The organism is Rahnella laticis (assembly GCF_015644585.1).
GTDB classification, from domain to species: Bacteria; Pseudomonadota; Gammaproteobacteria; order Enterobacterales; family Enterobacteriaceae; genus Rahnella; species Rahnella laticis.
In genome coordinates, this window is sequence record NZ_JADOBI010000006.1 from 178,368 (window position 1) to 193,902 (window position 15,535).

The 15,535-nt window shown below is 53.0% G+C and carries 13 protein-coding genes; 7 read left to right on the forward strand and 6 right to left on the reverse strand.

Annotated features, from left to right (window positions below):
- Positions 1-36 precede the first annotated feature (36 nt).
- The 3 genes from IV433_RS15035 to IV433_RS15045 all read right to left on the reverse strand — a co-directional run bounded on the left by IV433_RS15035 (position 37) and on the right by IV433_RS15045 (position 3,707).
- Entirely contained in the window at positions 37-1,077 is a 1,041-nt protein-coding gene (locus tag IV433_RS15035) for an FKBP-type peptidyl-prolyl cis-trans isomerase N-terminal domain-containing protein (protein ID WP_195814814.1), read from the reverse strand.
- Between the two features lie 220 nt (positions 1,078-1,297).
- A complete protein-coding gene (locus tag IV433_RS15040; protein ID WP_195814815.1) occupies positions 1,298-2,494 on the reverse strand; it encodes a serine hydrolase domain-containing protein in 1,197 nt (398 codons plus the stop codon).
- Between the two features lie 4 nt (positions 2,495-2,498).
- Complete coding sequence (locus IV433_RS15045) at positions 2,499-3,707, reverse strand: BaiN/RdsA family NAD(P)/FAD-dependent oxidoreductase (RefSeq protein WP_195814816.1); 1,209 nt, start codon at positions 3,705-3,707, stop codon at positions 2,499-2,501.
- 321 nt (positions 3,708-4,028) lie between these two features.
- On the opposite strand from IV433_RS15045, the gene pitA reads away from it, so the two are divergent.
- Positions 4,029-5,534 carry an inorganic phosphate transporter PitA gene (pitA, locus tag IV433_RS15050; protein WP_152327584.1) on the forward strand — a complete coding sequence of 502 codons (1,506 nt, stop codon included), beginning with the start codon at positions 4,029-4,031 and terminating at the stop codon, positions 5,532-5,534.
- Positions 5,535-5,643: 109 nt separating this feature from the next.
- On the opposite strand, the gene uspB is transcribed toward pitA, so the two are convergent.
- Entirely contained in the window at positions 5,644-5,979 is a 336-nt protein-coding gene (uspB, locus tag IV433_RS15055) for a universal stress protein UspB (RefSeq protein WP_195814817.1), read from the reverse strand.
- A gap of 337 nt (positions 5,980-6,316) precedes the next feature.
- On the opposite strand from uspB, the gene uspA reads away from it, so the two are divergent.
- Positions 6,317-6,757, forward strand: a complete 441-nt coding sequence (gene uspA / locus IV433_RS15060) for a universal stress protein UspA (protein ID WP_014333460.1) — start codon at positions 6,317-6,319, stop codon at positions 6,755-6,757.
- 63 nt (positions 6,758-6,820) lie between these two features.
- Here the strand turns inward: uspA and rsmJ are convergent, their stop codons facing one another.
- Both rsmJ and prlC read right to left on the reverse strand, forming a co-directional pair.
- Positions 6,821-7,567, reverse strand: coding sequence for a 16S rRNA (guanine(1516)-N(2))-methyltransferase RsmJ (rsmJ, locus tag IV433_RS15065; RefSeq protein WP_104923726.1), 747 nt, complete (start codon positions 7,565-7,567; stop codon positions 6,821-6,823).
- A 9-nt stretch (positions 7,568-7,576) separates the two neighbouring features.
- Positions 7,577-9,640: an oligopeptidase A gene (prlC, locus tag IV433_RS15070; protein WP_195814818.1), complete on the reverse strand. Its 2,064-nt coding sequence runs from the start codon at positions 9,638-9,640 to the stop codon at positions 7,577-7,579.
- Positions 9,641-9,978: 338 nt separating this feature from the next.
- On the opposite strand from prlC, the gene IV433_RS15075 reads away from it, so the two are divergent.
- The 5 genes from IV433_RS15075 to IV433_RS15095 all read left to right on the forward strand — a co-directional run bounded on the left by IV433_RS15075 (position 9,979) and on the right by IV433_RS15095 (position 15,380).
- On the forward strand, positions 9,979-11,310 hold the full coding sequence (locus tag IV433_RS15075) for a 6-phospho-beta-glucosidase (RefSeq protein WP_195814819.1): 1,332 nt from the start codon (positions 9,979-9,981) through the stop codon (positions 11,308-11,310).
- The gene (locus tag IV433_RS15080) at positions 11,307-12,560 is read left to right on the forward strand and encodes a PTS sugar transporter subunit IIC (RefSeq protein WP_195814820.1); all 1,254 of its coding nucleotides are present in this window, start codon (positions 11,307-11,309) and stop codon (positions 12,558-12,560) included. Before IV433_RS15075 ends, IV433_RS15080 begins: the two co-directional genes overlap by 4 nt.
- A 25-nt stretch (positions 12,561-12,585) precedes the next feature.
- Positions 12,586-13,623 carry an oxidoreductase gene (locus IV433_RS15085; protein WP_195814821.1) on the forward strand — a complete coding sequence of 346 codons (1,038 nt, stop codon included), beginning with the start codon at positions 12,586-12,588 and terminating at the stop codon, positions 13,621-13,623.
- Positions 13,624-13,664: 41 nt separating this feature from the next.
- Complete coding sequence (locus IV433_RS15090; protein ID WP_229893407.1) at positions 13,665-14,459, forward strand: GntR family transcriptional regulator; 795 nt, start codon at positions 13,665-13,667, stop codon at positions 14,457-14,459.
- 78 nt (positions 14,460-14,537) lie between these two features.
- A complete protein-coding gene (locus IV433_RS15095; protein ID WP_013573521.1) occupies positions 14,538-15,380 on the forward strand; it encodes a 23S rRNA (adenine(2030)-N(6))-methyltransferase RlmJ in 843 nt (280 codons plus the stop codon).
- The last annotated feature ends 155 nt before the right edge of the window (positions 15,381-15,535 follow it).

Sequence of the window (15,535 nt, forward strand, 5' to 3'; positions counted from 1 at the left end):
TGTATAAACAAAGGCGCCTTTTCTTATTAATCGGGATTACTGCGCTTTATTCACATCCACTACGGTAATGGTGTAAATCACCACTACGTCCGGCCGTTTGGCGTCACTGGCGTTTTCAACGGCAGCAGGCGGAATGACCACCTGAATCTCACCACCTTTGCGGATCAGTTTTACGCTGTCGCGCAGAACCGGCGGCATATTCGCCACGCGGAAGACCTGATTAGCATTCTCAACCTGCGGGCCGTCTACGATGGTGCCGTCCACCAGTTTGCCCTGATAACCGACCTCTACCATGTCGGTATCTTTGAGAATGCTGCCCTCACCTTTGTTTTTAACCAGATACAGCAAACCTTGTTTGGTCTTTTTCACGCCATCTTGTTTGGCGAAATCAGCCAGGAAGGCTTTATCCGCGGCACTCTTTTTATCCATTTCCGCTTTCGTCAGGACTTTGACCTGTTCATCAAACGCCGTCAGCGTCGTGTGAATGTCCTGATCGCTCATTTTCACCTGATTATTAAAGGTGTCGGCGATCCCGGCCAGCATGATCTCTTTGCTCATGGTGATGTGCAGCGCCTTCTGCTGCTCAATCTGTTCTTCGATGTAACGCGCCATCGCGACACCGCTGGCGTAAGCGCGTTTCTGCTCTTCACTGTCGAGGCTGAACGCTGGTTTCACCGGCGCTTTCGGTTCTTCTTTCACCGCAGGAACGGTGGCTGCCGATGTCGGTAAAGTCGTCAGCGGAGCCGGGGTTTCAGTAACAACAGGAGCCGGTTTTTCAGGCACTGCCGGAGCAGCTTCGGCGGAAACAACAGGCGCCGGTTTTTCAGGCGCTGCCGGAGGAGCTTCGGCGGAAACAACAGGAGCCGGTTTTTCAGGCACTGCCGGTGCAGCTTCGGCGGAAACAGCAGGCGCCGGTTTTTCAGGCGCTGCCGGAGCAGATTCAGCGGGAACAGCAGGCGCCGACGTTACGGCAGGTTCCGGGGTGACGACCGGCGCGGGATCAGCGGCAACGGCTGCGCCGGACAACATCAGTAAACCAGCAAGGCAGGCGTTTTTTTTACGAGTCAGAGAGAACATAACAGTCCTTTGCTAAGAGAGAGTCCCCGCAGGGCGTGATAATTTTCAGGCAGGTTATATTATTTTCGGAAAAGAAATATCTGATTCGGCGCAAGACTGTCGAAAAGAAACAATAAAACTGTTATGAAACAGCCCACCCGTCAGAATTCTAATATGTAAAAATCTTAATTTACACAGACCCTTCAGATTATTCAGCGTCCGCGCATTCATGAAAACAATATCAATGACACTTCCCACGATAATCATCGGCCATCGCCATTCTCAGTAAAAGATCATGACCAATATAATTGCTCCAGTTAAACGTGTTTTGTAATACCACCACGGCATTCTGATGTTTTTTATCAAAACCAATATAACTGGAATAACCGCCGATATAGCCGACCTGATAGGTAATCGTCTGATTATTAATATGATCCGTTACCCAGGCAATATTGGCCGCTTCAATATTCCGCTGGAAATACACTTTTTCCGTGGCGCTGATCGCCAGATTAAGGTCGCCGTTTCGCGAGCCGTTGATATGGGCACGCAAATACTTCAGCAGATCATCCACATTGCTGTACAGGCTGGCGGCGGCCACCATGTTATTGGAGAAATGCCAGTCAGGCACCACTTCGCCGCGCGGGATAAATTTTGGCTGATCACCCGCATGGCCGATGGCGCGGTAAGGATAGTCCTTCAGGCGCGTCGCATAAAAACTGGTGTTATCCATCTTCAGCGAACGGAAAATGAAATCATAAGACAGCTGCTGGATGTCTTCGCCGGTTTTCAGTTTGAGAATGTAGCCCAGCAGCGCGTAGCCTAAATTGGAATACTGCGGCTCGCGCTTTTCAGGCTTTTTAAACCCGGACAGATCGTTGACGACGGAATCGCTGTCCAGCTCGTGATAGAAGTTGTCGCCGGTGTAGAGATAGCGGAGAAAACTCTCCAGCATATCTTTATTCATGTTTTGTCGCGGCAGGCCGGACGTGTGCGTCGCCAGCTGCAACAGCGTGATGTTTTTTGCATCCTCGCTCAGCGGGATATTTTTCGGCAGCAAATCAGAAAGTTTATCGTCCCAGCGCAGCTGGCCTTTATTGACCAGCCCGGCCACCACTTCGCCGGTCACGCCTTTACTGACAGAACCCAGCGCGAACAGGGTTTCCCCGTCAATTTTGTAGCTGTGGGTGGAATTGGTGTAGCCGTAGCCCCAGGTTCTGGCCTCGCCGTTGTTTCTGATAATGCCTATCGCGAGGCCCGCAGCTTTCTCTTTTTTCTGATACTGGCGGACAACGCCATTAACCATCTCATCGAGATCGCCCGAACAGGCCAGCGCCCGCACGGCGTCGGGATGCTCTTTCACCTGCATGTCGGATAACGTTCCGCAGGATGTCAGAAACAGGGGGAGTAAAATGAAGAAACGGTGAAATCCCCCTGTCATGTGGCTATTTCGCGCCTTTCGGTCGGGAAATCAGATCCTGCGCGCACGCCCAGGCGGAGCTCCACGCCCACTGGAAATTGTATCCGCCCAGCCAGCCGGTCACGTCCACGACTTCGCCGATAAAATACAGACCCGGCACTTTTGCCGCGGCCATGGTTTTGGAGGAAAGTTCGCGCGTATCGACGCCGCCCAGCGTCACTTCCGCCGTGCGGTAACCTTCGGTGCCGTTCGGCTGGACCTGCCAGTTTTGCAATTGCTCAACCAGTTCGGCCTGCTGCGGCACGTTCAGCTGTTTCAGCGTGACGTCCGGCAGTTGCCCGAGCGTTTGCAGGCATTCCACCAGACGCTTCGGCAGCTGCATCGCCAGCGTATTTTTCAGGCTCTGGTTCGGGTGTTCCTGCCGCTGCGCATTGAGAAACGCCGCCAGATCGACATCAGGAAGTAAGTTAACGCTCACAAACTCGCCAGGCTGCCAGTAGCTGGAAAGTTGCAGAACCGCCGGGCCGGACATCCCGCGATGCGTAAACAAAATGCTTTCGCGGAACACCGTGCCATCCTGCGCGGTCAGCACAGCGGGCACGGAGACGCCGGAAAGCGTCTGTAAATGGTCGAGCAGCGGCTTGTGCAGCGTAAACGGCACCAGACCGGCGCGGGTCGGTAACACTTTCAGGCCAAACTGTTCGGCCAGACGATAACCTAAAGGCGAAGCGCCCAGCCCTGGCATGGAAAGTCCGCCGCTGGCAATCACAAGTGAGTGAGTACTTACAGTTGAGCCATTCACTTTGATAATAAAGCCATCTTCGGTTTTCTGAACGTCTGAAATCTCGCTGCGCAGACGCACATCGACATTCCCCAGTTCACATTCTTTATCCAGCAACGATACAATTTGCGTCGCTGAATCATCGCAGAAAAGCTGGCCGAGCGTTTTCTCGTGCCAGGCAATGTTATAGCGGTTGACCAGATCGATGAAATCCCACTGGGTGTAACGCGCCAGCGCGGATTTACAGAAATGCGGGTTTTCTGAAAGATAGGCAGCCGGTTCGGCGTACAGATTGGTGAAGTTGCAGCGACCGCCGCCTGACATCAGAATTTTGCGTCCGGTTTTTTTGCCATTATCCAGCAGCAGAACCCGGCAGCCACCCTGTCCGGCCTGCGCTGCACAGAACATGCCTGCCGCACCCGCACCAATGACTACCACATCAACCTGTTCCACTTTTGGCCTCTCTTTACGAAAATTTCAGCTACGTTTTAGACAGGGCTTCCCCCTGTGCCAATGGGCTTTAGCCGCATTGCGACGCGGATTGTAAGGGACAGACGCCCCTTAAACCAGCCGGAGAGGTGGTTTTCTGAACGTCGTAAGTAAATGTTTCAGCGCCCAAAGGAGGAATAAGATTTTGATATATAAAAAATTAATTGAAACAGAGCCAAATATTGAACTGTTTTTAGTCAAAAAAATGTCATATTTTCCTTTTCCCGTCCCCCTGTTCTCGCAGATAATGCGCGGCGTTCATGACCACTAACTGGCGTAACAATTATGCTGCATCTATTTGCCGGGTTGGATATTCATACCGGTTCGTTATTGATTCTCGCGTTACTGTTTGTTCTGTTCTATGAAGCCATTAACGGTTTCCATGATACGGCCAACGCAGTAGCAACCGTCATATACACCCGGGCAATGCGTTCGCAATTAGCGGTCGTGATGGCAGGGGTATTTAACTTCTTTGGCGTCCTGCTCGGTGGTTTGAGCGTGGCCTATGCCATTGTCCATTTGCTCCCAACCGATTTGTTGCTGAATGTAGGTTCCGCGCATGGCCTTGCCATGGTGTTCTCTATGTTACTGGCGGCGATCATCTGGAACCTCGGCACCTGGTATTTTGGCCTGCCGGCGTCCAGCTCCCATACCCTCATTGGCGCCATTATCGGCGTGGGTTTGACTAACGCACTGATGACCCACACGTCGGTGGTTGATGCGTTAAACATCCCGAAAATGATTGGCATTTTTGCCTCACTGATCGTCTCACCGCTGGTCGGGATGATTATGGCGGGAACCATGATTTTCCTGCTGCGTCGTTACTGGAGCGGGAATAAAAAACACGCCCGTATCCACCTGACGCCGGCAGAACGTGAAAAGAAAGACGGCAAGAAGAAGCCGCCATTCTGGACCCGTATTGGCCTTATTCTGTCCGCAATCGGCGTGAGTTTCTCTCACGGTGCGAACGACGGTCAGAAAGGTATCGGCCTGATCATGCTGGTGTTGATTGGCGTGGCTCCGGCAGGTTTCGTGGTGAACATGAGCGCGACCGGTTACGACATTGCCCGTACCCGCGACGCCGTGACGCACCTCGGTCAGTATTATTCTCAGCATGTTGATGCGGTGCCGCACGTTGTGGCACAGACGCCTCTGGTGCCTGCACCGGACGTCAATATCGCGCCAGCCGATGAGACAAAAGTGTTCCATTGCGACAGCAGCCACGCGCTTGATGCGATTGGCCGTGCGCAGACACTGCTGACGAATCTTCAGTCTTACAGCGATCTGGCACCGGAAGAACGCAGCCACATGCGCCGTCTGCTGATGTGTGTTTCTGATACTGCCGATAAAGTCGCTAAGCTGCCGGAAACCTCCGCGGCGGATAAACGCTTCTTAGGCGAGCTGAAAACCGACATTCTGCAAACTGTCGAATATGCTCCTATCTGGATCATCATCGCGGTCGCACTGGCGCTTGCGCTGGGCACCATGATTGGCTGGAAGCGCGTTGCGACCACCATCGGTGAGAAGATTGGTAAGAAAGGCATGACCTACGCTCAGGGCCTGTCTGCGCAGATGACGGCAGCGGTATCTATCGGTGTGGCCAGTTACACCGGTATGCCGGTTTCCACCACGCACGTGTTGTCCTCTGCGGTTGCAGGCACCATGATTGTGGATGGCGGCGGTGTTCAGTCTAAAACCGTGAAAAACATCGCGATGGCGTGGATTTTAACCCTGCCAGTGTCGATTGTTCTTTCCGGCGTGCTGTACTGGATTGCACTGAAGCTTATCTGATAAACCTGCGTGCTCAGGCACGGAGGTAAAAAAGGCGGCCTTGTTCTCAGAACAGGTCGCCTTTTTTTATTCCCTTTTTCACACATTCCTCACAACGACTTTAGGCGTGTCAGTACCAGATCAACATGGCCAGCATACTGATAAGAATCAGTCCAACCAGACATGTCGTCAGGACAAACTGGCCGCGTACTCTTTCACACCGGCGAATAAACTCAGGGTCGTGATGTTCAACATAGCGCTGAGCATAAATATAGCGAACCAGTCTTATCTGCTTGCTGGGCTGGCCGTGGGAAGTAAAGAATCCCCCGCCGTCCACGTACTGATAAAGCAACGGATCACAGCCCCGCAGCACCACCAGCAACGCGCGCAAAGACGAGTAATAACGCAGCATATTCACCACACACACAAAACATAAAGCCCAAAACAGCGCAACGGGACTGATCATGATTCCCCCTCAAGGCGAACTGACACCGCGCAATGCCGCTCAAAATCTGCCGCACACCCGACGTTTCGCCCTGCCTTTCCGCGATTTCACACCCCCGGGCAACCTTCGCCCGCCCTCTTTTCTTATCACAGAAGAATGCTAAAGCAGGAGAAGCCTGCATTATTGAGTGTAGGAAACGAATCTGTAAGTGTTCATATTATTTGTATCTATAGATTGTCAGATTAGGAAATGGGATCTGTATGCTTGATTTCTTTAACCATTTTGGGGCTATACTGATCTCATGAGATTCGCATGATGCTGATATTGCTATTAACCGACTTATGGAAGGAGTTTCCCTATGGCTTACAAACACATCCTTATCGCTGTAGACCTGTCACCGGAGAGCAAGGTTCTGGTCGAGAAAGCCGTTTCCATGGCGCGCCCGTACAACGCCAAAGTGTCTCTGATCCACGTTGATGTGAATTATTCAGACCTCTACACCGGCCTGATTGACGTGAACCTGGGCGACATGCAGAAACGCATTTCCGAAGAAACGCACCACGCGCTGAACGAGCTTTCGCAAAACGCCGGTTACCCAATTTCAGAAACCCTGAGCGGCAGCGGTGATTTAGCCCAGGTACTGGTCGATGCCATCAACAAATACGGCGTAGATCTCGTGCTGTGTGGTCATCACCAGGATTTCTGGAGCAAGCTGATGTCCTCAGCACGCCAGTTGATCAACACCGTCCATATCGACATGCTGATCGTGCCATTGCGTGACGAGGAAGAAGAAGCGTAAGACGTGATGTCTGCGCTTTAATGAGAAAGAGGTGCCAGCGGCACCTCTTTTTTTTATGGGGATTTACAGCGGCGTATAAATATCAAACCGGTGGCTTTTGGTGACGACCGCAGCCTGCGCGGCGATATCCGCCATCGGGGGCGCATAGTCAGGGCGTTTCACCACAATGCGTTTGGTCGCTAACCGGCGCGCCGGTTCCAGCAGGCCGTCGGCATCTTCGTCCGGGCCAACCAGCCCCTGAAACACGCGCATCTCTTTCTTCACCAGCGCACTTTTCTGTTTATGCGGATACATCGGGTCGAGATACACCACTTCCGGTTTTGGCGAAAGCTCAGAGAGCGCCGTCAGGCTCGAAGCGTGCAGCAGCGTCATGCGTTCACGCAACCACGGGCCGATTTCTGCATCGCGATAGCCACGCGCCAGCCCGTCGTCGAGCAAAGCCGCCACCACCGGATTGCGTTCCAGCATCCGCACTTTGCAACCCAGGGACGCCAGCACAAACGCGTCACGGCCCAGACCGGCGGTGGCATCGACGACATCCGGCAGATAACTGCCTTTGATACCGACCGCTTTTGCTACCGCTTCACCGCGCCCGCCGCCGAATTTACGGCGATGCGCCATCGTGCCACCGACGAAATCGACAAAAATGGCACCGAGTTTTGGCTCATCGCGTTTGCGTAATTCCAGACGCTCAGGCGTCAGCACCAGCGCCATCACGGCGTCCGGATCAGACGTCAGATTCCAGCGCTGCGCCAGAACAGATAAGGCGCCTTCATCGGCGCCTTCTTCACAGAGTAAACACACACTCACAGGCAGAAATTATCCTTTGATACCGTAATGGCGCAGCATAGCATCCAGCTGCGGCTCACGCCCGCGGAAGCGTTTGAACAACTCCATCGGCTCTTCGGAACCGCCGCGCGACAGAATATTGTCGAGGAACGACTGCCCAGTTTCGCGGTTGAAAATCCCCTCTTCCTCGAAGCGGGAATACGCATCAGCAGACAGCACTTCCGCCCACAGATAGCTGTAGTAACCGGCCGCATAACCGCCTGCGAAAATATGGCTGAACGCGTGCGGGAAACGGCCCCAGCTTGGTGACGGCACAACCGCAACCTGCTTCTTGATTTCTGCCAGCGTTTGCAAAATCTGCGCGCCTTTCGCCGGGTCATATTCCGCATGCATACGGAAATCGAACAGGCCGAATTCAAGCTGACGCAGAATAAACAGCGCCGCCTGATAGTTTTTCGCGGCCAGCATTTTATCCAGCATCTCTTTCGGCAGCGGTTCGCCGGTTTCGAAATGCCCGGAGATGAACGCCAGCGCGTCCGGCTCCCAGCACCAGTTTTCCATAAACTGGCTTGGCAGTTCGACAGCATCCCACGGCACACCGGCGATCCCGGCAACTCCCGGGGTGTCGATGCGGGTCAGCATATGATGCAAACCGTGGCCGAATTCGTGGAACAGCGTGGTGACTTCGTTGTGCGTAAACAGCGCCGGTTTATTGCCGACCGGGCCGTTGAAGTTACAGGTCAGATACGCGACCGGCTTTTGCAGTTCGCCGTCAGCTTTACGCATGCTGCCGACGTAATCGTTCATCCAGGCTCCGCCACGCTTGTGTTCGCGGGCGTACAGGTCAAGATAGAAACTGCCGCGCAGATCGCCGGATTCATCGAACAAATCGAAGAAGCGTACGTCTTTGTGCCAGGTTTCCACGTCTTTGCGTTCTTTGGCGGTGATACCGTAAATGCGTTTCACCACTTCGAACAGCCCTTCCAGCGCGCGCTGTTCAGGGAAATACGGACGCAGTTGCTCGTCATTGATGGAGAACAGATGCTGTTTCTGTTTTTCGCCGTAGAACGGCAAATCCCAGGCTTCCATTTCGTCCACGCCAAAATGTTCTTTGGCGAAAGCGCGAAGCTGCGCCAGCTCACGTTCGCCTTGCGGGCGGGCACGCGTCGCCAGACCGCTCAGGAAATCAATCACCTGTTTCGGGCTTTCGGCCATTTTGGTGGCCAGCGACATATCAGCGTAGGAATCAAAGCCCAGCAGTTGCGCCAGTTCGTGACGCAGCGACAGAATTTCTGCCATCACTTCGCTGTTGTCCCACTTACCGGCATTCGGGCCCTGATCGGACGCACGGGTGCCGAACGCGCGGTACATTTCCTCACGCAGCGCGCGGTTTTCACCGTAGGTAATCACCGGCAGATAGCTCGGGATATCCAGCGTCAGCAGCCAGCCTTCCTGTTCTTTCGATTCGGCCAGCGCTTTCGCCGCCGCCAGCGCGCTTTCCGGCAGGCCTTTCAGCTCGGCCTCGTCGGTGATCAGCTTGCTCCAGCCCATCGTGGCGTCGAGCACGTTGTTGCTGTACGTCGAACCCAGCTCAGACAGACGCGCGGAAATTTCGCCGTAACGTTTTTGTTCTTCGACCGGCAAACCAATGCCGGATAACTCGAAATCACGCAGCGCGTTATCAATCGCTTTTTTCTGCGCAACTGACAGCGTTGTGAAATGCTCGCTGTCTTTTAAATCGCGGTAAGCCTGATACAAACCGGCGTGCTGCCCGGTCCAGGTGCTGAATTCAGATAAAATTGGCAGACATTGCTCGTACGCTTCACGCAGTTCCGGGCTGTTTTTGACGGCGTTCAGATGGCCGACCGGCGACCAGATACGGCTCAGACGATCGTCGCTTTCCGCCAGCGGCTGGCACAGATTTTCCCAGGTGTAAGGCGCGCCTTGTGCGACCACGCGTTCAATCGTCTGGCGGCTTTCTTCGATCGCAGATTGCATCGCAGGGACGATTTGTTCAGGTTGGATCGCAGAGAAAGGCGGCAGGGAGAACGGTTTTAAGAGCGGATTGTTCGACGCGTTTTGCTGTTCAGTCATAGGGCCAGTCCTTCGTTAATTCGGGTGGGTTTGATGCGCCTGAGGTGCACCACGCCGTGAATTCGGGTCGTCTTAAAGATGACGTAACTTCTAACATGCGGTCAAGTTAAGGGGAAATCAATGGGCCGGGCAAATTCGTCGGTTCAGAAGAAGTTATTCACCGTATCAATAACTCACATCTCAAACATCATTCTCAATTTGGATCCGCCTCGCATTTTTCATCATGAGTTCTTCCCGCCTGATAAACCTTATTTACAGCAGGGTTAATCGTGTTATTTTTCATCTGGCATATGCCAGTTACTCAATATAGAAAAATCACATCAGGGACAGAAAGGAAAATGAAAAAACTCAAGATTGTCACGCTGGGCGGCGGATCGAGTTACACGCCGGAACTGATTGAAGGTTTTATCCGCCGTTATGATGAATTGCCGGTCTCCGACTACTGGCTGGTGGATATCGACGCGGGCGCGGAGAAGCTGAAAATTGTCGGGGAACTGGCAAAACGCATGGTGAAAAAATCGGGTTTGCCGATGACGGTTCACCTCACCACCCACCGCAACGAAGCGCTGTTTGACGCGGATTTCGTCACCACGCAGTTACGCGTCGGCCAGCAGGAAGCACGCATTCACGATGAAGCCATTCCGCTGAAATACGGCGTCCTCGGGCAGGAAACTACCGGCGCGGGCGGCTTTATGAAAGCACAGCGCACCATTCCCGTCCTGCTGGATTTATGCCGCGATATGGAAAGGCTGTGCCCGGAGGCGTGGCTGATCAACTTCACCAATCCCGCCGGAATTGTCACGGAAGCCATCGAAAAATACTCCCCGATAAAAACACTGGGCATTTGCAGCGGCGCGAACAACATGATGATGGACGTTGCGGGCGTTTACGGCGTTGAGCGCCGCGACGTTTACGCCAGAGTGATGGGACTGAACCACCTGATTTTTGCCGATCGGATTGCGGTAAAAGGCCAGGACGTCACCGCAGAATTTATTGAAAAGCTGGCGAAAGGCGCGGGCGGCAGCTCGTTAAAAAATGTCCCGGACATTGGCTTACCGCCTGATTTTATCCGCGCGCTCGGCCTGTTTCCGCTCTCGTACCTGAAATACTTTTATCTCAGCCGGGAAATGGTCGAACACAGCCTTCAGGACAGCAAAGCGCACGGCACACGCGGCGAGCAGACCCGCGAAATTGAACACCGGTTGTTTGAGATTTATAAAAATCCTCAGCTTGAGTCCAAACCGAAAGAGCTGGAAAGCCGCGGCGGCGCGTATTACTCGGAAACGGCCTGTTCCATCATCAGCTCAATTTATAACGATAAGAAAGAAATCCACGTCGTGAATACGCCAAACCGGGGCGCAACGCGCGATCTGGACGATGAAAGCGTGGTGGAAACCAACGCCGTGATTGACCGTCAGGGCGCGCATCCGCTGGCTTATGGCCGCCTGCCGGTGAAAATTCGCGGGCTGATCCAGAGCGTTAAAGCGTTTGAAGAACTCACCGTTGAAGCCGCCGTCACCGGCGATTATTCCACGGCATTAATGGCGCTGTCGGTGCATCCGCTGATCCCGTCCGTGGATATTGCCGGGAAAATTCTCGATGAATATCTGGCGGCAAACCGGCCTTTCCTGCCTCAGTACAAATTCGGCAAGGCGGGGAAAATATCATGATGAAGTTTTTAGAATCCCGCGTGGTGCCCTGTCTGGTGAAAGTCGGGGAAAACGTGATTCTGGTGGCCGTCAGAAATGGCATCACGCTCACGTTACCGTTTATTATTGCCGGCAGCGTATTTTTAATTATCGCCAACCTGCCCATTCCCGGCTGGACGGAATATCTCGGCACCTTTGGCACGGCGCTGAATGTGCCGGTTATCGTCACGTTCGGCATTATTGGTTTAATTTCCGCCATCGGCATCAGCTACAACCTCGCGAAACACTACAAACTCGATGGCCTGACGTGCAGCGGTATTACCGTGGCCGTTTTTCTGATGGCGCAACTTGATGATAATTACCTGCTGAACGTCGATAATCTCGGCGCGTCGGGGTTATTTTCCGCCATTATTTTGTCGGTGCTGACGGTGTATATCATCCGCTTTTTCATCGAACATAAAATCTACATCCGGCTGCCGGAAAGCGTGCCACCTGCGGTGTTGCAGTCTTTCGTCAGCGTGATCCCGGCGTTTGTCTGCCTGGCACTGGTCTGGTTCGTCAGGATGATTTTGCACTTTGATATCAACGCGTTCTTCACGATGATCCTCAGCCCGCTGGTGATTGGCCTGGGGACATTGCCGGGGATGTTAATTCTGGTATTTCTGATTTCGCTGCTTTGGTGTTGCGGAATACACGGCACCAACGTGTTATCCGGTATTACCGCGCCAATCTTCCTGAAATTCATCGTCGAAAATACGCAGGCTTATCTCAGCCATCAGCCTATTCCACATATCTTTGCCGAAGGGTTTTATAACTTCTTCATTTGTACCGGCGGATCCGGCGCGACGATGGGCTTAGTGCTGGCGATGATGGTATCCAGAAGCCGTTATTATAAATCGCTGGGCAGAATGGCGTTCGCCCCTTCCCTGTTTTGTATTAATGAGCCGGTGATATTCGGCGTGCCGATGGTTTTCAATCCGCTGATGATGTTGCCGTTAATTGTCACGCCGATGCTGCTGTGTACGATGTCTTATTTCCTGATGGAATTTAATATCATCGGCCGTCCGGTATTGCAGATCCCCTGGACTATGCCGCCGTTTTTAAATGCCTATTTCGCCACCGGGGGAAATATTCCTGCGGCAATCTGGTCAGGCGTCATGATTATTATTTCGACAATCATTTATTATCCCTTCTTCCGTTTGCTGGAAAAGAAACAACTGGCGGCTGAATCCGCCGAAACCCCGGTAAACACGCCGCAGGTCAGTGCATAAATCTTCTCAAAGGGAGTTCGTTATCATGATGATAAACAGTGCATTTATAGGGTTCGGTAAAAGTGCCACACGTTACCATTTGCCTTACGTTTTTCAGCGCCGCGACACGTTTCGCGTAAAAACGATTTTTGATGTGACCCGCCGCACGGCGCTCGAAGCCGAAAGCGAATATCAGGGCATTCATTTCACCGACAACCTGAACGACATTCTGCTCGATGAAAGCATCCGGCTGGTGACGCTGTGTACCCCGCCGGAAACGCACTACGATTACGCCCGTCAGTGCCTGGAGCACGGCAAAAACGTCATCGTCGAAAAACCGTTTACCCGCACGCTGGCAGAAGCGGAAGCGCTGTTTGCTCTGGCCGCAGAAAAAGGCTTAACGGTCACCCCTTTCCAGAACCGCCGTTTCGACAGCTGTTTTCTGGCCGCTAAAAAAGTGATTAACAGCGGCGTGCTCGGAAAACTCGTCGAGTTCGAAAGCCATTTCGATTATTTCCGCCCCGACGCGCCGGACGCGCCGGGTGATTTCACCCACGGCGCGTTTTACGGGCTGGGCGTACATCTTATCGATCAGGTCGTCAGTCTCTTCGGGCGGCCTGAATTTGTGCATTACGATATCCGCTCTGTCCGGAATAAAAATAACCCTGACGATACGTTTGAATTGCAGCTTTATTACGGCGATATCAAAGCAATGGTGAAATGCAGCCATCTGGCCATGCAGCCTTACCCGAAATTCATCGTTCACGGCGAAAACGGATCATTTATCAAACTGAATATCGACCAGCAGGAAACCTGTCTTAAAGCCGGAATCATGCCGGGCAGCCCTCATTTCGGGCAGGAGTCTGAATTCGGCTTGCTGAAATACAAGAATCAGCGCGGTGAAATTATCACTGAAAAAGTCGATGCAGGAACCGGCGATTATGGCCGGGTTTACGACGCGGTGTACGCCACGCTGGTGGATAAAAAACCGCCTTATATTTCTCAGCAGGACGTGATGACCACCATGGAAATTCTGCATCGCGCCTTTGAGCAACCCGCTCCGGCGCTGATTAAACTCCGTTAGTCCCCCGGCGCGCTGCGCATTTTTCACGGCGGCGCGCCCGGATGACACCTCTGCAGGTTCTGTTTATACTGCCCGAAAATAAACCGCTGCAAAAAAGGCGTTACGCCATGGCCGCCCGTTACATTGATATTAAAAACAGCCTGAAACAGGCGATCCTCAATAAAGAATATCGTGTCGGGGACAAAATTCCTTCTGAGCGGGAATTAGCGCTGCACTACGACGTCACGCGCGTCACCCTGCAAAAAGCGATGCATGTGCTGGAACAGGAAGGCTTTATCGAGCGCATCCACGGCAAAGGCATGTATGTCACCAAAGTCATTGAAGATAACGTTTATTTGCTCAATAACGGCACCAGCGATTCTATTCTAGGGTTTTCACGCGAATTTAAAAATCAGGTCAAAGTCTCCAGCAAACTGATTACGTTAAACAAAATTTCTGCGGGAGAATATATCGCCGCTCAGCTGGATATTCATCCGGATGACGACGTTCATTATATTCGCCGTATCCGGCTGGTTGATAATATCCCGGTGCTGATTGAAGATTCGTATATTCCCTGCGCTGTCATAGCATCAATTCCAGAAGCCGTTTTACAGGAAGCGTCGTTATATGAATATATTGAAAACAAAACCGGGCGGAAAATTAAATTCTATAACTCGGTGATCGAGGCCGCGCTGTTCGACGAAACGCTCTGCGCATTACTGAACATCGAAACCGGCAGCCCGATGCTGAAAGTCTCCGGCGTCACCAAGCTGGAGGACGGCAAAGCCTTCAACTACTCCATCAGTTTTAACCGCGCGGACATGTTCAAAATTAAGAACAGCTGGGTTGGGAAGTAAGATAGCGGCGTTTTACGGGCAACTTGAAGGCCGAATGTTTATACTGTCCGCAATACGCCACTCCGGAACAAAAAAGTTATGTTGAGTTACCGCCATAGTTTTCACGCCGGCAACCATGCCGACGTCCTGAAACACACTGTTCAGAGCCTGATCATTGAATCTCTGAAAGAAAAAGAAAAACCCTTCCTTTATCTCGACACCCACGCGGGTGCCGGGCGTTATCAGCTGAGTGGCGAACACGCCGAACGTACCGGCGAATATCTGGAAGGCATCGCCCGCATCTGGCAACGTGATGATATCCCAGAAGAACTGGCGGCTTACATGTCCGTCGTGAATCACTTTAACCGCAACGAAAACCTGCGTTATTACCCGGGTTCGCCGCTGATTGCCCGTCAGCTGTTGCGTGAAGACGACAAACTGCACCTGACCGAACTGCACCCGAGCGATTTCCCGTTACTGCGCAGTGAATTCCAGAAAGATGACCGTACCCGCGTTGCGCGTGCCGACGGTTATCAGCAGCTGAAAGCTCAGTTACCGCCGCCGTCCCGTCGCGGGCTGATCCTGATGGACCCGCCGTACGAAATGAAAACCGATTATCAGGACGTGGTAAAAGGCATTCAGGAAGGCTACAAACGTTTCGCCACCGGCACCTATGCGCTGTGGTATCCGGTCGTGATGCGCCAGCAGATCAAAAAAATGCTGCGTGATCTCGAAGCCACCGGCATCCGCCGTATTCTGCAAATCGAGCTGGGCGTGCGCCCGGACAGCGATCAGCGCGGCATGACGGCTTCCGGCATGATTGTCATTAACCCGCCTTGGAAGCTCGAACAGCAGATGAACAACGTGCTGCCGTGGCTGCTGAAAGTGCTGGTTCCTTCCGGCACCGGCCACACCACCGTGAACTGGGTTGTGCCCGAGTAAGTCATTCCCTCCTGAATTCTGTAATCCCCAAAATCATTCGGGTTGCATCAAAGCGGCCACTGAATGAATCCCCGGGAGCTTACTCAGGTAAGTGACCGGGGTGAATGAAGGCAGCCAACGAAGGGGCAACCTGAAGGGTGACGGGGATAGGCCTT